The sequence below is a fragment of the Ruminococcus sp. D54t1_190329_F1 genome, from assembly GCF_015551645.1.
Lineage (GTDB): Bacteria > Bacillota > Clostridia > Lachnospirales > Lachnospiraceae > Blautia_A > Blautia_A faecis.
The window spans coordinates 19595-44874 of the sequence record NZ_JADNDC010000033.1 but is presented as its reverse complement, the minus strand read 5'-3'; the positions used below and the strand labels follow the sequence as shown (position 1 = coordinate 44874).

The following is a 25280-nucleotide window of genomic DNA, read 5'->3' as shown; positions in this document are numbered from 1 at the left end:
AATGTAATGGAAAAGAAATCAAACCATTTTTCAGGACAGCTTGGTTTTGTCCTGGCTGCAGCCGGAAGTGCTGTAGGAGTGGGAAATTTGTGGAGATTCCCATACCTTGCCGCAAAGGACGGAGGCGGCTTATTTTTAATTATCTACCTGATTCTGGTACTAACCTTCGGATTTGCCCTTCTCACCTCTGATATTGCCATCGGACGGCGTACACAGAAGAGTGCCATCGGAGCCTATACCCAGATGCGTCCCAGATGGAAGTTCCTGGGAATCCTTACCTTCCTTGTACCAGTGCTTATTATGACCTATTACGCGGTCATCGGCGGATGGATTACCAAATATGCGGTGGTATACATAACCGGTCAGGCACAGGCAGCTGCCGCAGATGACTATTTTACAGCCTTTATCACCTCTTCCACTTCACCGGTGATCTTCGCACTGCTTTTCATGGGTGTTACTGCTTTCATTGTATACAATGGCGTGGAAAAGGGAATTGAAAAAGTATCCAAATGGATGATGCCGGTCCTACTGGTTCTGGTTGTAGTGATTGCTGTGTATTCTCTTACGATTTCACACACGGATGCTTCCGGTCAGCTTCGCACCGGCTTACAGGGATTTCTTTACTACCTGACGCCGGACCTTGAAGGACTGACTGTGCAGCGTTTTCTGCAGATTCTGCTGGATGCCATGAGCCAGCTGTTCTTTTCACTCAGTGTATCCATGGGAATTATGATCACCTACGGCTCCTATGTAAAACCTGAAGTGAACCTGAACAAAGCGATCAATCAGATTGAAATTTTTGACACAGGTGTTGCCTTTCTTGCAGGTGCCATGATCATCCCGGCTGTATATGTGTTTTCCGGCACTGAGGGAATGGGTGCCGGACCAAGCCTGATGTTTATTTCCCTGCCAAAGGTATTTTCTGCAATGGGAAAAGCTGGTACCTTCGTAGGAATCCTGTTTTTCGTAACTGCTATTTTTGCAACCTTGTCTTCCTGTATTTCCGTACTGGAATCTATTACTGCAAACTGCATGGAAATTTTTCATACCAGCCGTAAAAAAACAGTTCTTGTTTTATCTGTGATCTACCTTGCAGCTTCCGCAGTTATCGCTTTAGGATACAGTATTTTCTATGTGGAAGTGAAGCTTCCGAACGGTTCTGTAGGACAGCTTCTTGATATTATGGATTACATCAGCAACAGTGTTATGATGCCGTTTATTGCACTGCTTTCCACGATTCTCATCGGCTGGGTCGTAACGCCGGATTATGTGATTAGCGAAATGGAAAGAAGCGGGGATAAGTTCCGTAGGAAAAAATTGTACCGCGTCATGATCCGCTTTGTTGCACCGGTTATGATGTTTATTCTGTTTTTACAGTCTACAGGGATTTTATCTTAAACTGCAGAGCATGTTTGAGGAAGACTTTCTGCAAGATGTGCCTCACAATTTGTGAAAGATTATATTGTAAAAAACATCCAGCCTGCCATCGTTATATGGAGACTGGATGTTTTTTATAATTTGTAATTGTAAAGATACTGAAGCTTTATTAATTTCTCACTGCCAGCGGTGTTCTGCCTCTTCGATTTCCTCAATAAACATTAAAAGGAAGCTGATGAGAAGCAGGATGCTGGATACCCAGATGGCTCTTTCGCCGTAAGCCATTGAAAGTCTGCCGCCAATTCCTGCGCCAATGGCAAACAGGAAAATAATGGCGAAGTAGCATAAGGCCTGACGAAGCAGGCGTGGCTTTCTTTCACGCATGTAAGCGGAAAGAGCGGCAGTGCCGCTTCTCAGATTTCCGATACACATGGTGCTGGCATAGGCATTTCCTTCAACCTTTCGGAAGGTCTGCACCTGAAGGGCGCAGGAGAAGGATACCAGGGTGGTGGCAAGCACGTTCAGGTTCCCTGGGATGAAGCCAACCAGAAACAGCAGGATGATCTCTACCAGAAGGATTCCCTGGCGCCAGTGAAGGCGTCTGGCATAGCGGAATTTTTCCTGAATGCGTTCCGCTAACAGAACTCCAAGAAAGAATGCGGTCAGGGGAATGAGATAATGCAATCCTGCTTTCACTTCGCCGTTCATAAACCGCTCACTCATCAGTACCACGTTTCCGGTCTGGGCGTTGGAGAAAACGCCATCGCGGGTAAAATAGGTATAGGCATCCTGAAATCCTCCTGACACTGCAAGGAATGCACTGTTTATGAATGCTTCTGAGGTCTGTACCCTTTTATGATGGTCCATAATAAGCTCCTTCTTTCGTCTTTCGTATACATATCTTCAGATTATAGAATAAATAATGCTTTCTGTAAACATCTATTTTGATATGTGGAGTATATATATCTTATATGCCTGGAGCGTATTTGAAAAAGACTTTCTGCAGGATTTCCGTCACAATTATTAGTTTTCTTTATGCGCTTCCAGATACTCTTTTCTTCCCTCTTCATAAAGATTGTTGCCTTCGCTGTCAATAATGACTACAAGGGGCATATCTTCTACGTAAAGCTTACGGAGAGCTTCTGCGCCCAGATCCTCGTATGCGATAAGCTCCGCTTTTTTGATACATTTGGCAAGAAGGGCGCCGGCACCGCCGATGGCTCCGAAGTAAACACCGTGATATTTTTTCATGGCTTCTACTACTTCAGGCAAACGCGCTCCTTTGCCGATCATTCCGCGGGCTCCTACAGACATCATGGTTGGTGCGTAGGCATCCATACGGCCGCTGGTAGTTGGTCCGGCAGATCCGATGACCTGACCTGGTTTTGCAGGAGTTGGACCTACATAATAAATAGTTGCATCTGTTGGATCAAAAGGAATCTTTTCGCCTTTTGCAAGAGCCTCACACATACGCTTGTGACCTGCGTCACGGGATGTGTAGATGGTTCCGGTAAGGAGAACCTGATCTCCTGCGTGAAGGGTTTTTGCCAGTTCTTCCGTCAGAGGCAGTGTAATATGTCTTCTTTCCATGATCAGATCACCTCCGTTTTGTGGCGGGTAACGTGGCAGTTGATGTTGACTGCACATGGCATTCCCGCAATGTGAGTAGGCATTGTCTCAATGTTCAGGCCGATGGCTGTGGTTTTTCCGCCAAAGCCCTGTGGTCCGATTCCAAGCTTGTTTACTTTCTCCAGCATTTCATCTTCCAGCTCTGCATAGAATGGATCAGGATTGTGGGAATCCAGAGGACGCATCAGTGCCTTCTTTGCAAGAAGAGCACATTTGTCAAAGGTTCCGCCGATTCCAACCCCTACAACCATCGGAGGGCATGGATTCGGGCCTGCTGTCTCAACGACTTCCAGAATGAAATCTTTGATTCCCTGAAGTCCTGCAGATGGCTTGAACATACGAATCATACTCATATTCTCACTTCCGAAGCCTTTCGGGCCCACTGTGATCTTCACTTTATCGCCAGGAACGATTTCTGTATAAATCATAGCCGGTGTATTGTCTCCTGTGTTTCCACGACGTACAGGATCTTTTACAACAGATTTGCGAAGATATCCGTTTGTATATCCGCGGCGTACACCTTCATTGATGGCATCAGTAAGATCTCCGCCAACAAAGTGCACATCCTGTCCGATTTCCAGGAACACACATGCCATTCCTGTATCCTGACAGATCGGTACATTTTCGTTATCTGCAATATCAAAATTCTCGATAATATTGTCAAGAATACCCTTGGCAATCTCTCCGTCTTCGCATGCGCGACATGTTTTGATAGCGCATTTTACGTCTTCCGGAAGATGTTCGTTTGCTTCGATACAGAGTTTTTCGATGACGTCTGTAAGTCTGCTTACTTCTACTTCACGCATTTTGGTAAGCTCCCTTCTTTCATTTATGGCATACCGCCAAAAGGCGACATATCCTTTCACATTATATAAAAAGCTTCCGATACCGGCAATTTAACGGTACCGGAAGTTCTTTTTAACTATCTGGTTATTATCTCTGCTCATGACGGGCATAGTTTGGAAGCAGTAACGGAGATACTTTATCGGTCTCTGCTCCTGCTGCTTTTAACTCTTTCTCATATGCGTAAATATGATCCAGGTTCATTTCTCCCAGCTCTACCTCTTTGCATTTTGCAGCTGCCTTTTTACCGGCATTTCTTCCGAATACGATTACGTCCAGAAGAGAGTTACCCATCAGTCTGTTTCTTCCATGGATTCCGCCTGCAGCTTCTCCTGCAACCAGAAGGTTCGGGATTTCTTTGGTAAATCCGTCTCCATCGATTTCCAGACCACCGTTCTGGTAGTGAAGAGTAGGATAGATCACGATCGGCACTTTTCTCATGTCAACGCCGTAGTTCATGTACATACGGAACATTGCCGGGATTCTCTTCTCAATAGTTCCCTCTCCTCCAAGGATCTCAATCATCGGAGTATCCAGCCATACACCTTTCAGTCCGCCAGGAACCTCTACGCCACGACCTTCCTCACACTCACGGATAACACCGGAAGCATTGACGTCACGGGTTTCCAGAGGGTGAATATAGGCTTCTCCGTTTGCATTTACAAGCTGCGCGCCAACGGAACGAACTTTCTCTGTTACCAGTGCGCCAAGGATCTGGGACGGATAAATGGCACCAGTTGGATGGTACTGGATGGAATCCTGATAAAGAAGGGAAGCACCTGCTCGGTAACCAAGTACAAGACCATCTGCGGTTGCGCCGTAGTGGTTAGAGGTAGGGAATCCCTGATAGTGCATTCTTCCTGCTCCGCCGGTTGCAATGACAACTGTTTTTGCTCTTGCGACGGAGTAATCGCCGGTTTCCATGTTAAGAAGAACAGCACCTGCTGTCTGTCCTTTTTCATCTTTCAGAAGCTCCACAGCGGAAGTAAATTCTACTACCGGAATGCCAAGGTTCAGAACCTCGTCACGGATAGTACGCATGATTTCAGATCCGGAATAATCCTTTGCAGCATGCATTCTCTTTCTGGAGGTTCCGCCACCGTGTGTGGTGATCATGGTTCCATCGTCTTCTTTATCGAACTCAACGCCAAGATCGTTCAGCCATTTAATTGCATCCGGAGCTTCCATTACAAGTCTCTTTACCAGCTCTGGCTTTGCAGCAAAATGTCCGCCGCCGAAGCAGTCCAGATAATGCTGTACAGGAGAATCGTTTTCTTTGTCAGCTGCCTGGATTCCGCCTTCTGCCATCATGGTGTTGGCATCACCGATACGAAGCTTGGTCACGATCATAACGTTGGCACCTGCATTGTGTGCTTCGATGGCACAGGAGGAGCCTGCACCGCCGCCGCCGATTACAAGTACATCTACATCATAATCGATTTTGTTAAGGTCAATTTTTTCATTCAGAAGACGGCTTTCGGAGTGAAGCATTTCTGCCAGCTCCAGCGGTGCCTTCTGTCCTTTGTTTGGTCCTACTTTGATTTCTGCAAATGCATCCGGGTTATAGTCTGGATGGAATTTCTTAAGAAGAGCATCTTTCTCATCAGCGCTCAGACGTCTTGGCTCTGTTGCCATACGCTGTGCTCTTGTAGCCTCTACCTTTTTGATGGATTCCATCATATTTTCTGGATATGGTGCGTACATGTTTTTATGCCCTCCTTATTTCTCAATTTCTCTGTTGTTATAAAGTTCTTCCATGTCTGTGATCGGTTTCTGCATGATCTGCTCGATCAGATCATCGTATTTGCCTTCATGGATCTCTTCTACACGTTTTTCAAGATGCTCACTCTTAGGAGCAATGTATTTTCCTGTGAGACGTCTTGCAAGAAGACCTACCATCGGGTGAGAGATACCTGCCGGACATCTTACGGAACAGCATCCGCAGCTTACGCAGTCAAAGGATTCTTCTGCACATTTCTCAAGCTCGCCTCTCTGTGCATATGCGATGTACTGCATTACATTTAAGCCCTGGGTACATGCTTTTGTACATGCGTTACAGCCGATACAGCTGTAAATTTCCGGGTAGAGCTCCATCATGACCTGCTGGTTTGGCTGAAGGTCTTCGATGTTGTAGAGTCTCTTGTCTGTAGGGAAGAACGGGATGCTTGCTACATACATGCCTTCCTGTACCTGCGTCTGACAGGCAAGACAGGTTTTCAGTTCGTTGTCGCCTTTGATTCTGTAGATTGTGGCGCAGGCGCCGCAGAAGCCGTGACGGCAGCCGCAGCCGCGTTTTAAAGTGTATCCGGCATATTCCATGGCCGTCATAATGGTCAGGTCAGCTGGTACGGTGTATTTTTTACCGAAGAAATATACGTTTACCATATTTTCCATTTTGGGAGTTCCTTTCTTCTGATTGTCTAACTCTATCTCTTACAAATTGTGTTACTCAGGATAATAATAATTACAACATCTATGACAATTAAAACTAATAGCACATAAACAAAACTGGATGGCAAAAAGCTTTCAAATAGTCCGGTTATCAGAAGGAGAATAGCGATCACGCCCATTCCAATTCCGTATACACGGCACAGCTTTTTCTCATCATATCTGGCTTTCTCTTCTTTTGAAGCAGTGTTATAGCCAGAAATAAATTTGCTGCCATGACCACTTAGTAAAGCAGTGGTCAAAATTACAAAGACAGCAAAGACGCCCCAGAGTATCCAGTCTGATCCATGAGCTGTATCTGCCAATGTCATAAAAATCCCCCTTGTATTTACTGAAACTTTTGGGTTTACTTAGTACTCGTCAGGTAACTGGTCAATCTCGTCCATTCTAAATACCGGACCGTCTTTGCAGACATATTTAGATCCAATGTTGCAACGTCCGCATTTACCAATACCGCACTTCATACGAAGCTCCAGTGTTGTATAAACCTGAGTTCTTGTAAATCCAAGCTCCTCAAGGCCCTGAAGTACGAATTTGATCATGATCGGCGGTCCGCAGACTAATGCGACTTTGTTGGTGTCGAAGCCGATTTCTTTCAAATAGGTTGGTACGAAGCCTACATGTCCGTCCCAGCCTTCCTGCTCACGGTCGATGGTCAGGTAGACGTTTACGTCTTTTGCATTCATCCACACTTCCTGGATCTCTTTTAATTTTACAAGATCATCTGCGGAACGGGAACCGTAGAGAATATCTACAGTGCCATAGTCATCGCGATTGTCAAGAACGTAGTTGATTACGGAACGAAGTGGTGCAAGACCGATACCACCGGCAATAAACAGAAGATTTTTGCCTTTCAGCTTATCCTCTACCGGAAAATGGTTACCATATGGTCCACGTACTGTGATCTCATCTCCCACCTGAAGGCTGTGAAGATAAGAGGTCAGCTCACCACATTTCTTAATACTGAATTCCTGATACTCTTTATTTGTAGGAGAGGAAGTAATGGAAAACATACCTTCGCTTACACCTGGGGCGCAGACCATAGCGCACTGGCCTGGCATATGCTCAAAAAGCTTTCCTCCATCCGGTGCTGTTACACAGAATGTTTTTACATCCGGAGTCTCCTCATGAATATTTGTGATCACACCAACCTGTGGAATCAGAGTATCCAGAGTATAATTTTTATGACAAGTACACTCGCTCATTACTTTTCACCTCCATGCTTTTCAAAAGCCTTAATCACCTTCACGATATTTAAAGATGACGGACATTTTTCCACGCAGCGGCCACAGCCTACACAGGAGTACATACCGTTGTTATTAGCAGGGAAATATACAAGCTTGTGCATAAATCTCTGACGGAATCTCTGCAACTGGCTGGTACGGTTGTTTCCGTGAGCCATCATTGTGAAATCGGAATACATACAGGAATCCCAGCAGCGGTAACGCTTTACACCGTGTCCTGTGTCGTAATCCTTGATGTCATAGCACTGGCAGGTCGGACATACAAAGGTACAGGTTCCGCATGCCAGGCATGGTTTATATAAAGTCTCCCAGACAGGAGAATTAAACTTCGCATCTGTAGCATTTCCATCCCATCCTTCCAGAGAAAGATGTGTATATGGAAGCTTTTCTACAATGTTATGGATTGCTTCTTTTTCAGCATCCACTTTTGCCTGATCGCCGTCAGCCGGGGTAAGAAGTTCTTTTACAGCTTCTGTAAGAGCCTCTCCTTTTTCCGTAAGGGCTTTCCAGTAAAGGCTTCCCTCCACCATCCAGGCTGCTACATCGGCAATTCCTTTTCCATCGGCGTCTGCTTCCGGATCTGCTGCATCTGTTCCAAAAACCTTACAGAAACAGGATTCCTCCGGCTCATGACAAGCCAGGGCAACGATAGTTCCATGGTCTCTTCTTGCTGCATAGAAAGTATCAACAGGATCAGCAAGAAAAACCTTATCCAGAACTGCAACCCCTTTTACATCGCAGGCCTTCATGCCAAATACAACGAACGGACGGCTTCTCAGCTCTTCCGGCTCTACGGTCAGCTTCTTTCCAGCACGAACACAGGTGTAAAGTGTTTCGCTCTGTGGGAAAAAGGCATCTTTGCCGGATTTTACGGTTTTCAATGTCTCAAGGTCTGCCTCTTCTCCTTCATTCCAAAGGCCGAAGTTGGTCTGTCCTGCCTTTTTGATCGGAAGGATCAGATCCTGGCTTTCTGCGATTTTCCGGAATAATGCTTCCAGATTTTCTTTTTCAATCTTATACATACATTATCCCCTTTCTGCCACTACACCTGGCTCTACATCATCAAATGTAAAGCTGGTCAGCGGGCCTTTTGACTCAGCATCTGCTCCTGCCTGATATTCGCCGTAGAAGGTATCAATATCCTTGATGAACTTACGGTTAAACAGATGAAGCGGAATCCCCTGTGGGCAGACACGGCTGCACTCACCGCAGTCTGTACATCTTCCTGCAACGTGGAATGCACGGATAATGTGGAACATTTTTTCTTCAAAGGAATCCACATTTGCCTTCTGCGCACTGTCAAACTTGGTGCTGTCGAATACACATTTACGACAGCTGCAGGCTGGACATGCATTACGGCATGCATTACAGCGGATACATTTACTGAGCTCCTTCTGGAAAAATGCGAAACGCTCTTCCGGGCTCATTTTCTCAATTTTCTCCACTTCTGCGAAACGGTCTGCATCCTTTGTATCCTTGGATTCGCCGATGATCTCATCATAGATCATATGCTCTTTTCCTTTGCATACATGGCAGCGCTCCAGCATTGCATCCTTGTAAGCAACTGTTTTGTCACCGTAGATTGTGGAAACGTTAAGTATTTCACAATCATCGGTAAGCTCAGCGCCGGAAATGCTCTGGATTCCCTTGATGCCCATTTTACGAAGCTTCTCCACATCCAGCTTGCCTTTACAGCCAACACCGATAATGTAGGCTTTTTCACGGTCTACACGGTGTTCCTTGATCAGCTGGTTGAAGCTGTAGGTATCACAAGGCTTCAGACAGACAAGAGTTTTTCCCTCTAATTTGGAAGCCTCGATCATCATTTTACTTAAGTTTTGTCCGCAGAAACCATTATAGACAAATTCGTCCAGGCTTTCTGCTGTTTCGAAATATGCTGCTTCCGGATTGTAAGGCAGGTCTCCGGCTTTCCAGCCAAGAACACGTGTTACGGTTCCATCAGCCAGCAGTTCTTTTGCACGAGCGATCAGTTCCTGCATCTTAAATCCTCCAATCTGACGTTTTTACCCAGAGAATGGATTTTTTCCACAAATTCATTCATGGTCTGGGAGAATTTTACACCTTCTGCGGCAGATACCCACTCAACACGGGTACGGCCATTTTCCACACCAATGAAGTCCAGCATGGAGAAAAGAAGTGTCATACGTCTTCTCGCATAATAGTTTCCGGTTGTGTAGTGGCAGTCTCCCGGATGGCAGCCGCACATGATCACGCCGTCAGCACCTTTTTCGAAGGCACGGAGGATGAACATTGGATTTACACGGCAGGAGCATGGTACGCGGATGATCTTTACATCAGCCGGATAAGAAAGACGGCTGCTTCCTGCAAGGTCTGCACCTGCGTAGCTGCACCAGTTGCAGCAGAATGCCACGATCTTCGGTCTGAATTCTTCTTTTGCTTCTATCGACATATTGCATCTACCTCCGCTAAAATCTGTCTGTTGGAGAATCCCTGGAGATCCATTGCTCCGGACGGGCAGGTTACGGTACATGCACCACAGCCCTGGCAAAGAGCATTGTTTACAACAGCAATTCTTCTTGTCTCACGGATTCCGTGGTCATTTACCTGTTTTTCCTCATAGGAAATCGCACCATACGGACACACATTTGCACACTGGGAGCATCCGTTGCAAAGAAGTTCGTCAGAATGTGCGGTACATGGGTTGGTGGTCAGCTTGTCTTTTGCAAGAAGGCCGATTGCCTTTACTGCTGCTGCGCCAGCCTGTGCAACTGTCTCCGGAATATCCTTTGGTCCCTGGCAGACACCGGAAAGGAAAATACCAGCTGTAGGGGACTCTACCGGACGAAGCTTTGCATGTGCTTCTGTGAGGAAATTGTTGGTATCAATACTTGCGGTAAGCATAGTTGCAATTTTTCTTACATCCTTGTTTGGCTCGATGGCAGCTGCAAGAACCACCATATCAGCCTCCATAAGGATCTGTTTATTTTCAAGCAGGTCAGAAGCCTGAACCATAAGAGTTCCATCCGGCTGTGGGATTACCTTTCCAACCTGGCCTTTTACATAATTTACACCGTAATCTTCAACAGCTCTTCTGTAGAACTCATCGAAGTTTTTGCCTGGAGTACGAACGTCAATGTAAAAAACAGTAACATTTGTATCCGGGTATTTGTCACGGATCAGCATTGCATGTTTTGCAGTGTACATACAGCAGATCTTGGAGCAGTAGCTCTTCCCTCTTTCATCAGAGCAGCGGCTTCCCACACACTGTACAAATACAATGTTTTTCGGAGCTTTTCCATCGGAAAGTCTCTCAAGATGACCCTTTGTAGGTCCTGCTGCATTCATGATACGCTCAAGCTCAAGAGAGGTGATAACGTCCTTACTCTGGCTGTAAGCGTACTCATCATATTTATCCAGCGGAATCACGTCAAAACCGGTTGCAACCACGATTGCACCGTATTTCTGTGTAACAATTTCATCCTTCTGCTCATAATCAATTGCACCTGCAGCACAAACCTTGGAGCAGACACCGCATTTTCCGGTTTTGAATTTGGTACAATGCTCGCGGTCGATTACCGGAACATTTGGGATAGCCTGAGCGAACGGAATATAGATAGCACTTCTGTTGTTCAGACCGCGGTTAAATTCGTTTGGATTTTTCTTGGACGGACATTTCTCAGAACAAACGCCACATCCGGTACATTTACTCATATCCACGCTTCTTGCTTTCTTGCGGATATCAACGGTGAAGTCACCTACAAAGCCGCTTACCTTCTCAACTTCACTGTATGTATAGATGTTGATTTTCTCATGTGCTGCTGCCTCTACCATCTTCGGGGTGAGGATACATGCAGAGCAGTCCAGAGTTGGGAAGGTTTTGTCCAGCTGGGACATTCTTCCACCAATACTTGGAAGCTTCTCCACAATATCGACCTCATAACCAGCCTCTGCAATGTCAAGGGCTGACTGGATTCCGGCAATACCTCCGCCGATTACAAGAGCTCGTTTGGTTACAAGGCTCTCGCCTGGCTGAAGAGGAGCATCCAGATTTACTTTTGCGATTGCGGCTCTTGCAAGGATCACTGCCTTTAAGGTAGCCTCTTCCATATCCTTGTGGATCCAGGAGCAATGCTCACGGATATTGGCAATCTCTACCATATATGGGTTTAAGCCCGCTTTCTGTGCTGCCTTTCTAAAGGTAGCCTCATGCATACGCGGGGAACAGGAACAGACTACGATTCCTGTCAGATTTTTTTCATGGATGGCGTTAATGATCTTGGCCTGTCCTGCTTCAGAGCACATGTACTGATAATCTTCCGCATGAACAACGCCCGGCTCTTTTTCTGCCATCTCTACTACTTTTTTTACATCAACTGTGGCTGCAATATTGGTACCACAATGACATACGAATACACCTATTCTCTGCACCTGTTTTTCACCTCCTGTATCTTCTGAATGCACTTACCAACAGCTGCTGCGGTGTGTCTTCATCAAGCAGCTCCGGAATTTCGTCTGCGGTCAGATAGTTCTGTTCACGCTCACGGACAACCAGCTGTCTGGCTGCATCGATCAGTTTTCCCGGTTTTACATCTCTTGGGCAACGCTCCACGCATGCAAAACAGGAAAGACATTTCCAAAGGGATTTTGACTGTGCCAGTGCTTCAATATCGCCGTTCTGTACATAAGTTACAAACTGGTGAGGCTTGATATCCATCTCGTTAAATGCAGGACAGGTTGCGGAGCATTTTCCGCATTTCATACATTTCAGGGGATTTACTCCGGAAATTTCTTTGATTCGCTCTGCCGCATTCTGAGTATTTCCATATGTATAAGCCATTACTTCGCCACCTCCTCTTTTACTCCGAGAGCTTCTGCAAGAAGTTCTGTAAAATAGTAAACAGGAAGATCGCCGGTTCCGTTCTTTTTCAGGTTATACATGCAAAGTGGACAGGCTGTGATCAGCATATCTGCTTCAAAGCCCTTTGCACTGTCCATGATTTTCTCGCACATATTCTGTGCCATTTCTTTTTCTTTCAGGGAAATGTAGCCACCGCAGCACTCATTGCGGTATGGGTATACCACAGGTTCTGCGCCAAGGGCACGGATGAAGTCTTCCATAATGGTTGGATTCTCCGGATTATCAAATGACATGATCTTTCCTGGTCTTAAAAGAAGGCAGCCATAATATGCACCGATTTTTTTGCCGGTTAAAGGATTTACCACTTTCTTTTTAATCTCATCAAATCCAACTTCATCACGGAGTACTTCCAGATAATGAAGGACATTTGTCTCTCCTTCATATGGAGTATCCAGTTTCAGATAATTATTTGCTCTGGTGCGGATGTCGTCCACGTTTTTCATGTCGTCGTTCACACGTTTGAGCACATGATGACAGGCTGAACAGACTGTGATCAGATCCTGTCCTTTTTCTTTTGCGTCATTTAAAGCCCGGACGGAAGAAAGTTTGGTGGCAATCTCATCGCTGCCAAGAGGATATACGCCGCCGCAGCACTGCCAGTCTTCTATCTCTTCCATTTCGAAGCCCAGTGCTTTTGCAGAAGCTCTGGCATAGGCATCCAGATCTTTTGCCTTATTCTTCAGGGTACATCCTGGATAATAACTGTACTTCATGCTTCTTGTTCCTTTCTTGTCACTGTTCACTAAATGTGCTTTTCTAAATTCACATATGTAAACAGCAGCTATTTGGGTTGCTTTCGCAAAGTGGAACCCGACTTACCGCTTTCCGCGATAGAAGCCGGGGATGTCTTTGCTGGTATAGTTGAATGTAATGCTTCGATTCTGCACTTGAAATTATTTTTTTCTTTACAAAATGCACTCTACAAAGCTAAGGTGAAAAATTACTGTTTCTTCCGTTCACATCTGTCTGCTTCGCGGAATAATATCTGGGAACAATAACTTTTAAAGCTCAATCTGTGCGATTACTTCCTTCAGGGCATCGGCACTCTTCTTCAGCAATGCAATTTCCTCTTTATTCATACGCATCTGAACTTTTCCCTGTGTTCCATTTGGTCCTACAAGAGTAAGGGTACTCAGGCACACATCTTCGATTCCATACTCACCGTGAAGCATGGAGGATACGGTTGCAAGGGAATCGGAAGCTGCCAGGATCAGACCTACCAGCTGGCAAACGGTAGCAGATACTGCGTAGAAGGTTGCGCCTTTCTTTGCAATAACTTTTCCGCCGGATTTCTGTACATATTCCAGCATGGCTTCTTTATCCAGAGGTTTCACATCCTTGCCGTGAGCTTTCATTTCTTCATAATACTCATCTGTGCTGAGACCGGAAATGTAAGCGCCTGTCCATGGAATGAAGGAGGTGTCTCCGTGCTCGCCAAAAACATAAGCGTGGATATTTCCCTGGGCTACTTTGAAGTGCTCGGAAAGTCCATAGCGAAGTCTTGCTGTATCAAGAATAGTTCCGGATCCCATGATCTGATTCTCCGGAAGACCGGAAATCTTGGTAAATACATAGGTCATAATATCTACCGGGTTGCTTACGATAATATACTTTGCGTCTGGAGCTTCTTTTACGATCTGAGGAGTGATGCTCTTCAGAATATTTACGTTTGTCTGAGTAAGCTCAATTCGGGTCTGTCCAGGTTTGCGGGCGATTCCGGATGTGATGATCACGATGTCAGAATCTTTTGCATCTGCGTAATCTCCGGCTACCAGAGATACAGGGCTTCTGAAGCAGGTTCCCTGCTCAATGTCCATAACCTCTCCTTCAACCTTCTCCTTGTTGATGTCGATCAGAACAATCTCGGAAGCGATCTCGTCGTGTGCCAGTGTGTAAGCGATAGTGGAGCCAACGCTTCCAGCTCCGATAATGGTAATTTTGCTGCTCATAAAAAACTCCTTTCATGGGGTTGTGGGATTGTGTCAACTTTTCCCTCTGTTTTGTTACTTTTCCGTGGGATTGGTTGGTTTTCCCTGTGTGATGTCCTTTGTTTCTTGTTTATTTTTTAACAATCACAGTTAGAAAAAAAGCGGGTAAAAACTTTATTTTCTGCCTTGTGACATGGCCTAAACCAGAAACACAGAGAATTTTCTTCCTGTTTTCCTGGTTCAAGTCATGTCACTATGTGTTTCTTGACAAACAATTCTCAACAAAAGGACTTTTCCCTCTTCGTCTCCGCATAAAATATTGGTTTTCTCCGCTCTCATTAAGATACCACAATGACAATCTTTTAACAACTATTTTTTTTAATTTTTATCATTATTTTGGGGCTTCTACATATTGCATAAATATAGGGGCTCTGTTTTGTATGATTTTATGTAGGTTACTTCTGTAAATCCCATTGTCCCCAGATTGGCGTCTCCCTTTTTCAGATATGCATTAATTTCCTTATTATTTACAATTTTCTGGTACTTCAAGTAGATCAGTTCTCCTTTTTAGCTTTTTTCTCAAGATAATTATAAGGAAAAAAAGCAGCTTGTTGTCTCGGACATGTAAAATTTTGTTTAAATTTGAGAAGAAGAAAGCATCTGTCAGTTACGATTCGACAGATGCTTTTTTCTAAAACATGTTTAAAAAATCATGGATCTCACCAATGCTTTTTCTTGCCCGAATCAGTAGGCGTACAGCTTCACAATATTCTTCAGATTCTCCACGGCATAATCCATTCCTTCAACGGTAATGTGTTCGCATGGTCCGTGGAAGGCATAACCGCCGGTTCCAAGGTTCGGACAAGGCAGTCCCATGAAGGAAAGTCTTGCGCCATCTGTGCCGCCGCGGATTGCAACTGTCTCAGGATTCAGTCCGGACTGCTGCACAGCCTTCTTCGCATTATCGATCAGATGCATACAGGGCTCAATCATCTCTTTCATATTACGATACTGCTCTTTCATAGTAAGCGTCACAGTACCTTCACCATATTTTTCATTGAGAAGTTTGGCAATATGCCACATCATCTCCTGGCGGCAGGCAAACATGGCACTGTCATGGTCGCGGATGATATAGTCAAGGCTTGCCGTGGATACATCTCCGCTCATTTCGCAGAGATGGAAAAATCCCTCATACTCTTCTGTATTGGCCGGAGTATCTCCTGCTGGAAGCATGTTGTTAAACTCCATGGCAACCAGCGCTGCATTGATCATGGTATTCTTACTGCTGCCTGGATGTACGGAAAAGCCTTTGATCTTTACCTTTGCACCTGCGGCATTGAAGTTCTCGTATTCAATCTCATTCTCAGCGCCGCCGTCTACGGTGTAGGCAAAATCAGCCCCAAAGCCTTCTACATCGAAGAAGTCTGCACCACAGCCGACCTCCTCATCCGGGGTAAAGCCGATACAGATTTTTCCATGAGGAATGTTCTCTGTGATCACCTGTTCTGCCATAGTCATGATCTCAGCCACACCAGCCTTGTCATCTGCACCAAGAAGAGTGCTTCCGTCGGTGGTGATCAGGGTTCTTCCTTTTAAAGATGCCAGATGTGGGAAATCTTTCAAGGTAAGAGCATATTCACTGTCTCCCAACTTTACATCACCGCCGTCGTACTCCGGGATAATCTGTGGATTTACGTTTTCTCCGGAAAAATCAGGTGCTGTGTCCATATGTGCGATAAAGCCAATGGCTGGTTTCTCTTCCAAGCCTTCTGTAGCCGGGATCACGCCATAAACATAGCACTTGTCATCAATGCGCACGTCCTGAACCCCTATTTTTTTCAGTTCCTCTGCCAGCTGGTTTCCCAGGTCAAACTGACGGCTGGTGGACGGCACGTTCTCCTGCTCATCCTCGCTTGTGGTATATACTTTCACATAATTTAATAAACGTTCGTATGCACGCATTTTTGCTTTTCTCCTTCTCATGTATTCTTTATTTTCAAGCAGCTCGGCTAAATAATTTTACAGCTCTTCCAGTTTCTCCAGTTCCCCGCCAAATGAAGTATCCATACATTCTTCAAAAGACGCTTCCTTCTTCATCTTCTCCAGTGCCACTCCTGCCTTCTTTACAGTCTGCACCGTTCCGGCACCTGCTATGCAGCCGCCAGGACACGCCATGCCTTCCAGCAGATATCCGTTGTATTTCCCTGCTTTGGCTGCCATCAGCATCTTTTTACACTCCTGAAGTCCGTTAGCACTGACTACCTTCACCTCGCGATCCGGATCCATACGCTTTACAGCTTTCACAACTGCGGCTGCCACACCGCCGCTAACAGCGAAGCCACGACCGTCACTACTGGCCTGAGTAAGAGGCTCTTCCTCCGGAAGGCTGGCGAAATCAACATCCTTGGCATCAAACATGCCTTTCACCTCTTCAAAGGTGAGAACGAAGTCCACATAGCTTCGAACCGACTTACGGCTTGCCTCCAGCTTCTTGGCTGCACATGGTCCTACAAACACGATCTTGCAGTCTGGCTCTTCCTGCTTCAGAAGTCTGGCAGTCAGTACCATGGGAGTAAGCGCCATGGAAATGCAGTTGGCAAGCTGTGGAACCGTCTTTTTTGCCATAACAGACCATGCCGGGCAACAGGAGGTTCCCATAAACGGAATTTTCTCTGGCACTTCCTTCATGAAGTCCTTAGCCTCCTCAATGGTACAAAGATCTGCACCCACAGCCACTTCCTTAATATCCGTAAATCCAAGCGCCTTAAAAGCTCCCCGAAGCTGGGTATTCTTCAATTCCGGTTCAAACTGACCTGCCACAGCCGGCGCTACAATGGCATAAACTGGTGTATCACTTTTTAATGCCATAATGGTCTGATAAATCTGTCCCTTATCTACAATGGCACTGAACGGACAGCTTACCAGGCACATTCCACAGGAAACACACTTGTCATAGTCGATCTCTGCTCTGCCATACTCGTCTGAATGGATGGCATTCATTCCACAGGCCTTGGCACACGGACGCTCCTGCTTGATAATGGCATTATATGGACAGGATTCCAGACACTTTCCACATTTGATGCATTTCTCCTGATCGATCACAGACCGCCCGTTTTCCATGTGGATAGCCTGCTTGGGACAGACCTCCTGACAAGGATGTTCCAGACAGCCCTGGCAGCCCTCTGTGACAATCACACGCTTCTCCGGACAGGAGTTGCAGGCGAATTTAATAATATTGATAAGGGGCGGCTCATAATATTTCTCTTCGATCAAGCTGGCTTCTACACCCTTGGAAATTGGCGCATGCTCGGAAATGTTTCGAAGAGGCAGTCCCATTGCCACACGCAGTCTCTCTCCTACGATAGCTCTCTCCAGAAAAATACTGTCACGATATGTTGCAATCTCTCCTGGAAGAATTTTGTACGGAAGATCATCCATCTCTTTCTCAATGTCGCCCTCATAGGCAAGCCGGGCAATTTCAGTAAAAATCTGGTGTCTGATTTTTGTCTTTGATGAGTATAGTCCTCTCATTCTTTTTCTCCTTATGCTGTAGTATTTTGCACCAGCCAGATTTTACCGCAATCAATCTAACTGTCTTTATAAAGTTTTCTTTCTCCGCTTTTTTAAATAGTTGATATAAATTCATCAAGTATTTATTATACCACCTATCATACAAAAAAATTATAATTTAAGCAAATCTTTTTCCAATTTCTTTTCCTGGAGCATGTATGAAAAAGGCTTTCTTTTAGTGTGTTGAAAGTTGTTCAAATGTGTCCCTCCTGAAGAACTTTTCACCCTCCCAACACATTAAATAAGAAATGCACGCAAAAAAAGACACTGTACAGATTTCTCCACACAATGTCTTTCTTCAAAATTTTCACATAAAATATTATTTCATCCACCTATCTGGCAATCCAGATCACAGACGGAATGCACTGCTTTTTTCAAAAGTTCCATATGCTCCGGTTCTGGAGGAAGGATCTCCGGCAGCTTGTATTCTCTTCCAAGCCAGTCGTACTTATCCTGTCCCAGACGGTGATAAGGAAGAAGGTGAATCTTCTTCACACCTGGCAATGTAGATGCAAAGGAAGCAATAGACTTGATTTCCTCCACACTGTCATTGAACGTTGGAACGACAGGTACACGAATCACCAGATTGGTCTGGCCAGAAAGAGCTACCTTTCTGGCGTTCTCCAGAGCCAGTCCATTGGGCTTGCCTGTAAACTGCTTATGCTTCTCCTGATTGGTATGCTTGATATCCATCAGGTAAGTATCCAGATAAGGCAGTACCATCTCTATATTTTTCCAGGGAACACAAGCCATACTCTCGATAGCTGTATTAATTCCACGCTCTTTCGCTGCGCGAAGAAGGTCACGGGCAAATTCCGGCTGACAGAGACATTCGCCGCCGGAAAGTGTCATTCCGCCGCCGGAACGGTAGTAGTATGGGCGATCCTTCTCTACCAGTTCGATCATCTCGCGGACAGTTACGTCTCGTCCCATGGTCTTCACGCCGTCTGGAGTTTTCATTGTCTGGATCTTATATTCCTGGGATTCCGGATTGCAGCACCACTGACATCTGAGCACACAGCCTTTCAAAAACACAATGGTACGGATTCCAGGACCGTCATGGATGGAATAGCGCTGGACGTCGAAAATACGTCCTGTAGTGTCTAAATATTCCATAGATTTCTCCATTATACGGAAGTGCCAGCAGACTTCTCTTAACGAAGCCACCAGCAATTCCATTTATATTTTTCGCAGAAAGTTCCCATTCACAGCCACACTTATCATCTCGCTAAGAAGTGAGCTATGGGGCAATTATAACTCTCCTGCATAAGAGTCTGCTGACTTTCTTTTTAGAATCCCTGCTCAGTTCTTCTGATAATGTCATCCTGCAGAGATTTAGAAAGTGTAGTAAACAGTGCACTGTAACCAGCCACACGTACAACCAGGTGCTTATAGTTCTCCGGATGTGCCTGTGCATCAAGCAGTGTCTCTCTGCTTACAACGTTAAACTGCATATGCATTCCCTTCTGATCGAAGTAGGAACGGATCAGTGCAACGAACTTCTCAAGACCCTCACGTCCAGACAATGCTGACGGATGGAATTTCTGATTGAACAGAGTACCATTGGATACGATGAAGTGATCCAGTTTTGCAACAGAGCTTGCTGCTGCAGTAGGTCCGTTCACATCCTTGCCAGCGGATGGGGAAACACCGTCTGCAACCGGAGTATGTGCATATCTTCCATCTGGTGTAGCACCAGTCTGTCCACCAAGAGGTACGTTTGCAGATACCGGATAAAGTCCCGCCTGATACTGTCCGCCTCTTGGGTTCTTAAAGTTCTGTAACGGTCTTGTGTATGTGTAAGCTACGTCTCTTGCGAAGTAGTCAACCTCCGGAATGTCATTTCCGAATTTCGGAACTTCTGCGATCATGTCGTGAATTTCCTGATATCTAGCCATCTTCTCAGGTGCCATCTGGGCATTCATAACAGATTTCAAAACTGCAGCTGCTGTATCCGCATCAACCTTGGCACCGCTCTCGGTCATCTCTCTTAAGATGCCGGTTGTGATCTCTTTCACAGACTGCTCATCCAATCCTTTGCCATAGTTCCATGCAAGAGCTTCTTTCAGCTCTTCCATTGTAAACTTCTTCTCCTGGTAAACCAGCTGGCGAATCGCATAGAGGGAATCTGCCATGTTTGCAATACCAAATCCCTGTGGACCGGTAAAGTTATAAACTGCGCCGCCTTCCTGCACTGTCTTTCCAAGGGCGATACAGTCATCGATCATACTGGAAAGGAACGGAAGCGGACAACGCTTTGCATGTGCTACGTCGATGGCATTATCTGCATTTACAAGAAGGGAGATGCAGTATTCCATCTGCTTCTTGTAAGCATCGTAAAACTCATCGAAGGTTTCCATCTGGGTAACATCGCCGGTAGGAATACCAACCATCTCACCCTGATCCATACCATTGCCAAATACAAGCTCCAGCGGACGGCACATGTTAAAGAATGCTGCGTCATGCCATCCCTCTGTCTTACCTGCTTTCTGAGGCTCTACGCATCCGATGATATTGTACTCACGGGCATCTGCCAGGGAAAGTCCTCTGTTCTGCAGTGTTGGGATGATTACCTCGTCGTTATAATAAGCCGGAAGTCCGATACCCGTTCTGGTAAGCTCTGCTGCCTTGATCAGAAGGTCATGAGGAGAACCATTCCATACACGGATGGAAAGGGACGGAGCCGGAAGATGTACATGCATGGATGCCTCAATACACATAAAGGAAAGGTCATTGGTCACATCATTGCCATCTTTATCCTGACCTCCTACGATCAGGTTCTGGAACAGACTGTAGCCTGCGAAGCCTTCTGCGGAAGCAGCATCACGGACTTTATTCAGGTCATTTAATTTTACCCAGATGCAATCAAGAAGCTCCTGGGCTGCTGTTCTGGTAATCGCGCCGCTCTCAATATCCTTCTTATAATAAGGATACATATACTGGTCGAAACGTCCTGGGGAAATGGAATGTCCGCTAGACTCCATCTGGAGAAGCTGCTGCACAAACCAGAAGGACTGACACGCCTCCCAGAAATTGGTAGCTCCCTTCGCCGGAACCTTGCTGCAATTGGATGCAATCACAAGAAGCTCTGCTTTACGCTGTGGATCTGTACATTTCTCTGCCATTTCAAGGGCAAGCTTTGCATATCTGTCTGCATAATCAATCACTGCCTGGCAGCTCATGATAACTGCTTCCAGGAAACGGGAACGCTCTGCGTAATCTCCATCCCCCACATTGCATTTATCCAGCTCAGCCTGTGCTTTCGCCATAATGCCTTCGTATCCGATTTCAAGAACTTCCCAGTATTTTACGGTAACATGTCCTACACCATTATAGAAATAGTTACCCGGGGTGAAGATATTATGGTCGATCGCGCGAATTGCTTCCGGTGCCATGTAAGCAGTTGCCAGCTCACTGGTGGTTTTGCCCTTCCAGTATTTATGAGCTTCCCGAAGGTCTGCCTTGGCCTGCTCTGAGATATAGAACGGATCGGCAGTTCTGGTAGCAACCGTATCCAGCTCGTCTTCCAGCCACTGGAATGAGAATTCCGGGAATGTCTGACATCCTCTTGGTGCAATGGAGTTACTTCCCACGATCAGTTCCTCATCACGGATGATGATGGGAATATTATGTAAAATGTGGGAAAAAGCTTTCGCTCTTCTGGTAATGATCGGCTGGTCTTCGGTCTCCTTATAGGACTCTGTGATCAGCTTGGCTCTGTAAGATTCGATCTCCGGCATCTTGGCATAGAGATGATCTACCAGACGGGTAATTCTGGAAGATTTCGGAATCTCACTTGTATTGTATTTTTCCATGGTTCTCCTTTCTCATGGATGTCCCGGCATATGAAATAGTATTCTGTATCTCCAAAACACAATATTCTCTCTGTCGGCAACATAAATGTCCGTTGTTCCATGACATAGTTTTCTATGCTCATTATACGTCATTTGCTATGCGGTGTCAACATAATTCAACACTGTTTTTGTTGCTTTGGTTGGTGTTTTTGGTTGATTTTTGTGGTTTTTCGTTGTTTTTATTAAGATACCAGGTTAAACAAAAAGCGTTTTCCGATTTTCATATTTTGATTTCAGAAAACGCTAAAAAAAACTGCCATATCAGATTTCTCCAATATAGCAGTTTCCTCATTTTCTTATTTACCAGCTATGTAAAAATACCTGTACCTCATTCACAGCTCAATGGCAGTGTCCGCCGCAGCTTCCACAGTTACCATTGCAGCCTTTTCCGCTTTTTTTATCTTTTACAATGCTTCTGATTGCAAGACCTGCGATTGCAACTACGATAGCGCCTACAACTACTGTTCCCATACTATACTCCTTTCCGGTTACCCGAAACGCATTTGCCAGAGACTTCTGTCTCCTTTTACAAACGCTGTACAAAATTTCACCAACAAACATAATCATGATTTATATTGTTAGTATATTCTAACATCTATTAGATGTCAATATTTTTTTTGTGTTAGCAACTTTTTTATACGCTCAGCTTCATCTGTCCATCTTTAATATATCCCATATTCCGCATTCCACGATAGATCACATAAGACAAAAGTCCTGGAAGCAGGAAATGAAAGACTACGATTTTCAGAATAACCAGAACTGGGGATTCGGTTGCCACCATGGTCTGATAAGTCATGATCTGTCCAACCAGACCTGAGGTTCCCATTCCGGAGCCTGTCGCATTGTTTGTCATATGGAAAGGCCCGATAATGGCAATTGGGCCTAAAATAGCAGATGCCAGTGTAGGAGGCAGCCAGATCAGCGGACGCTTCATAATATTAGGGATCTGCAGCATGGAGGTTCCAATTCCCTGGGCAAAAAGACCGCCCACGCCATTATCCTTAAAACTTGTCACTGCAAATCCAATCATCTGACAGCAGCATCCGATCGTTGCCGCACCCGCTGCCACGCCATTCAGCCCCAGAATAATTCCAAGAGCAGCAGAACTAATTGGCAAAGTCAGTACCATTCCCATGATGACAGAAACCACAATTCCCATCAGGATTGGCTGCTGCTCAGTTCCCCAGTTTACCAGGTTGCCAAGCCATGTCATGAAGCTTGATACTCCCGGTCCTACCAGTATCCCTACAGCACCACCGGAAAGGATGGTGATTGCTGGTGTAATAAGAAGATCCAGTTTTGTTTTTCCGGCAACCAGCCTCCCAATCGTAATTCCCACATATGCAGCCACAAACGCTCCAAGAGGCTCGCCAGGACCGGATAACACTAATGCCCCTGTATCAGACAACAGGGTTCCTGCAATAAGGTTTGATGCATAAGCCCCAATCATTCCTGCTGCCGCAGCCGACAACAGCACATAAGTAGATTCCCGGAATTTATACGCAACACCGATGCCGATTCCGGCACCTGTAAGCCTCTGGGCAACCACTGCAAATGCACTTAAATAAGTGCCATATGTACCGCCCATCAAATCACCAATCTGTTTCAAAATAGTTCCGATGATCAAAGTAGAAAACAACCCCAAAGCCATTCCGCTTAAACCATCAATAAAAATATTGTTTAAAACCTTCTTTATCGCTTTCATACTCTCTCCTTGTCCCCACCATCTAAAGCATGTAAAAAATTAATCTTGCAATCTGCAAAATACACCGAAAAGTGGGGCATGCAGACTGCGAGATTGTTTTTTCCGAACACGCTCTAATATAGATCCATCTTCTTCCTTCCCAGTTCAAGAAATACCTTCGTCCCTTTTCCAAGCTCCGACTCTATCCTGATTCCGTGATCCAGCCTTTTCATAATCTTTCCGCAAAGATAAAGCCCAATTCCAGTAGACCTGTTCTCTTCACGTCCATTATAGCCAGTAAACCCCTTTTCAAAAACCCGGGGCAAATCTTCGGCACGGATTCCGATTCCAGTATCTTCGATCACCAGCGTATGCGGCCTGGATATGCTCATATAGATGGATATTTTTCCTTTTTTTGTGTATTTCAGTGCATTTGATAAAATTTGTCCCAACACAAAGCCAAGCCATTTTTCATCTGTAAGCACCGTTTCCGATACCTCTTGATACTCCAGAGAAAGCTTTTTCCCAATAAATATTCTGGCAAATTTGTGAATCTGCTCACGAATCAGAGAATCCATATCCATTTCCTCAAATCGGATGTCTGAAGCCATATCCTCCGTTCGAAGATACCCCAGCACCATCTCCACGTACTGCTCCACCTTAAAAAGCTCATTCTGAATCTCCTGAGGTCTGGGCTTCTCTTCCTGAAGAAGCAGTCTTGCTGCAGCAATAGGTGTTTTGATCTGGTGAACCCACAGCGTATAAAAGTCTGTCAATTCTGTACCAAAAGCACTTCTCTGATTTTCAGCCTCTATTCTCTTCTCATCCAGACTACGGCAGATTTCCCGGTAAATAGCCTCATTTTCATTCTCCGGAGCCTCCAGATATTCTTCTGAAAAATTGCCGCAGTCTCTTATGTAAAGCAGACTTTCCTGCTTTTTCCGGTATTTATGGTAATCCCACATAAGCCCCAGGCCTGTCAGCAGCATTTCAAAAACCGCCACATAACCTACAGGCTCCAGCGGAATATCATACAGAAAAAGGATTCCAGCCGTTACCGCTACCATAAGTAAAGCCAAAACACCTGTTTTCCATCTGGTTTTCAGATATTTAATCATACCATGTACCCCAGGCCTTTTTTGGTGATAATGAAGTTCTCTACACCCAGACCTTCCAGCTTCCGACGGATTCTTGTGATGTTTACTGTCAAAGTATTGTCATCCACAAAGCTGTCGCTCTCCCACAGTTTTGTCATAATCGACTCTCTGGATACAACATGCCCCTGATGTTCAAATAGTATCTGCAATATCTTCAATTCGTTTTTCGTCAGGTCTGCAAGCTTTCCATCCACTGAAATCGTCCCATTTCCAGGATTCAGCACTACGCCGCCCCTTTCCAGAAGACTGTTGTTCTGACCAAAGGCATAGGTTCTGCGAAGCACAGCCTGCACCTTCGCAGTTAACACATCCAGATCAAAAGGTTTCGCGATAAAATCATCTGCACCCCGGCTCATGGCCATTACCATATTCATATTGTCAGCCGCTGAAGACAGAAACATCACTGGTACCTGTGAAATTTTGCGGATTTCCTCACACCAATGAAAACCGTTAAAAAACGGCAGTTTCAAATCCAGCAACACCAGCTGTGGATCTTTTTGCACAAACTCCTGAATCACATGAGTGAAATCTTCGATCTGAAAGACCTCATATCCCCAGGATTCCAAATGTCGCTTTACTATCTGTACAATAATTTCGTCATCTTCTATTATTAAGATTTTATACATTTTTAATCAAGTTTTTCTTC

At 45.3% G+C, this 25280-nt stretch carries 24 protein-coding genes; 1 reads left to right on the top strand and 23 read right to left on the bottom strand.

Going from position 1 to position 25280, the window contains the following annotated elements:
* Positions 1-6: 6 nt before the first annotated feature.
* Positions 7-1398, top strand: coding sequence for a sodium-dependent transporter (locus I2D69_RS14820; RefSeq protein ID WP_195380143.1), 1392 nt, complete (start codon positions 7-9; stop codon positions 1396-1398).
* 156 nt (positions 1399-1554) lie between these two features.
* Here the strand turns inward: I2D69_RS14820 and I2D69_RS14815 are convergent, their stop codons facing one another.
* From I2D69_RS14815 to I2D69_RS14705, 23 genes are all read right to left on the bottom strand, one after another.
* Complete coding sequence (locus I2D69_RS14815) at positions 1555-2244, bottom strand: YoaK family protein (RefSeq protein WP_118578147.1); 690 nt, start codon at positions 2242-2244, stop codon at positions 1555-1557.
* Between the two features lie 156 nt (positions 2245-2400).
* On the bottom strand, positions 2401-2967 hold the full coding sequence (locus tag I2D69_RS14810; protein ID WP_118578146.1) for a Fe-S-containing hydro-lyase: 567 nt from the start codon (positions 2965-2967) through the stop codon (positions 2401-2403).
* Positions 2968-2969: 2 nt separating this feature from the next.
* Positions 2970-3812 carry a fumarate hydratase gene (locus I2D69_RS14805; RefSeq protein WP_148461094.1) on the bottom strand — a complete coding sequence of 281 codons (843 nt, stop codon included), beginning with the start codon at positions 3810-3812 and terminating at the stop codon, positions 2970-2972.
* Between the two features lie 127 nt (positions 3813-3939).
* Entirely contained in the window at positions 3940-5553 is a 1614-nt protein-coding gene (locus I2D69_RS14800) for an FAD-dependent oxidoreductase (protein ID WP_118578144.1), read from the bottom strand.
* 15 nt (positions 5554-5568) lie between these two features.
* A complete protein-coding gene (locus I2D69_RS14795; protein ID WP_118578143.1) occupies positions 5569-6243 on the bottom strand; it encodes a 2Fe-2S iron-sulfur cluster-binding protein in 675 nt (224 codons plus the stop codon).
* 32 nt (positions 6244-6275) lie between these two features.
* A complete protein-coding gene (locus I2D69_RS14790) occupies positions 6276-6608 on the bottom strand; it encodes a DUF3784 domain-containing protein (RefSeq protein ID WP_195380142.1) in 333 nt (110 codons plus the stop codon).
* Between the two features lie 39 nt (positions 6609-6647).
* Positions 6648-7502, bottom strand: coding sequence for an FAD/NAD(P)-binding protein (locus I2D69_RS14785; RefSeq protein ID WP_148461092.1), 855 nt, complete (start codon positions 7500-7502; stop codon positions 6648-6650).
* Positions 7502-8563: a 4Fe-4S dicluster domain-containing protein gene (locus I2D69_RS14780; protein WP_195380141.1), complete on the bottom strand. Its 1062-nt coding sequence runs from the start codon at positions 8561-8563 to the stop codon at positions 7502-7504. The genes I2D69_RS14785 and I2D69_RS14780 overlap by 1 nt, the downstream gene beginning before the upstream one ends.
* Before the next feature lie 3 nt (positions 8564-8566).
* Positions 8567-9541 (bottom strand): 4Fe-4S dicluster domain-containing protein, encoded by a 975-nt coding sequence (locus tag I2D69_RS14775; protein ID WP_148461090.1) that lies wholly within the window; start codon positions 9539-9541, stop codon positions 8567-8569.
* Positions 9529-9972 (bottom strand): hydrogenase iron-sulfur subunit, encoded by a 444-nt coding sequence (locus I2D69_RS14770; RefSeq protein ID WP_118578139.1) that lies wholly within the window; start codon positions 9970-9972, stop codon positions 9529-9531. The genes I2D69_RS14775 and I2D69_RS14770 overlap by 13 nt, the downstream gene beginning before the upstream one ends.
* Positions 9963-11951, bottom strand: coding sequence for a CoB--CoM heterodisulfide reductase iron-sulfur subunit A family protein (locus tag I2D69_RS14765; protein ID WP_195380140.1), 1989 nt, complete (start codon positions 11949-11951; stop codon positions 9963-9965). Before I2D69_RS14765 ends, I2D69_RS14770 begins: the two co-directional genes overlap by 10 nt.
* A 7-nt stretch (positions 11952-11958) precedes the next feature.
* Positions 11959-12360 (bottom strand): 4Fe-4S dicluster domain-containing protein, encoded by a 402-nt coding sequence (locus I2D69_RS14760; RefSeq protein ID WP_173716025.1) that lies wholly within the window; start codon positions 12358-12360, stop codon positions 11959-11961.
* Positions 12360-13154: a CoB--CoM heterodisulfide reductase iron-sulfur subunit B family protein gene (locus I2D69_RS14755; protein WP_173736132.1), complete on the bottom strand. Its 795-nt coding sequence runs from the start codon at positions 13152-13154 to the stop codon at positions 12360-12362. The genes I2D69_RS14760 and I2D69_RS14755 overlap by 1 nt, the downstream gene beginning before the upstream one ends.
* A 288-nt stretch (positions 13155-13442) precedes the next feature.
* The gene (locus tag I2D69_RS14750) at positions 13443-14390 is read right to left on the bottom strand and encodes an L-lactate dehydrogenase (protein ID WP_118578135.1); all 948 of its coding nucleotides are present in this window, start codon (positions 14388-14390) and stop codon (positions 13443-13445) included.
* Between the two features lie 384 nt (positions 14391-14774).
* Positions 14775-14918 (bottom strand): hypothetical protein, encoded by a 144-nt coding sequence (locus I2D69_RS14745; RefSeq protein ID WP_173718189.1) that lies wholly within the window; start codon positions 14916-14918, stop codon positions 14775-14777.
* A gap of 195 nt (positions 14919-15113) precedes the next feature.
* Positions 15114-16331, bottom strand: a complete 1218-nt coding sequence (gene pepT, locus I2D69_RS14740) for a peptidase T (RefSeq protein ID WP_195380139.1) — start codon at positions 16329-16331, stop codon at positions 15114-15116.
* A 57-nt stretch (positions 16332-16388) separates the two neighbouring features.
* Positions 16389-17900, bottom strand: coding sequence for a 4Fe-4S dicluster domain-containing protein (locus tag I2D69_RS14735; protein ID WP_148461086.1), 1512 nt, complete (start codon positions 17898-17900; stop codon positions 16389-16391).
* A 363-nt stretch (positions 17901-18263) separates the two neighbouring features.
* Complete coding sequence (locus I2D69_RS14730) at positions 18264-19055, bottom strand: glycyl-radical enzyme activating protein (protein ID WP_173716021.1); 792 nt, start codon at positions 19053-19055, stop codon at positions 18264-18266.
* Positions 19056-19228: 173 nt separating this feature from the next.
* Entirely contained in the window at positions 19229-21754 is a 2526-nt protein-coding gene (locus I2D69_RS14725) for a glycyl radical protein (RefSeq protein WP_195380138.1), read from the bottom strand.
* Between the two features lie 378 nt (positions 21755-22132).
* Positions 22133-22264 (bottom strand): FeoB-associated Cys-rich membrane protein, encoded by a 132-nt coding sequence (locus tag I2D69_RS14720; protein ID WP_173736128.1) that lies wholly within the window; start codon positions 22262-22264, stop codon positions 22133-22135.
* Positions 22265-22427: 163 nt separating this feature from the next.
* Positions 22428-23498 (bottom strand): PTS sugar transporter subunit IIC, encoded by a 1071-nt coding sequence (locus I2D69_RS14715; protein ID WP_173736127.1) that lies wholly within the window; start codon positions 23496-23498, stop codon positions 22428-22430.
* 113 nt (positions 23499-23611) lie between these two features.
* On the bottom strand, positions 23612-24595 hold the full coding sequence (locus tag I2D69_RS14710; RefSeq protein ID WP_173736126.1) for a sensor histidine kinase: 984 nt from the start codon (positions 24593-24595) through the stop codon (positions 23612-23614).
* A complete protein-coding gene (locus I2D69_RS14705; protein WP_118578126.1) occupies positions 24592-25260 on the bottom strand; it encodes a response regulator transcription factor in 669 nt (222 codons plus the stop codon). The genes I2D69_RS14710 and I2D69_RS14705 overlap by 4 nt, the downstream gene beginning before the upstream one ends.
* Positions 25261-25280: the final 20 nt, after the last annotated feature.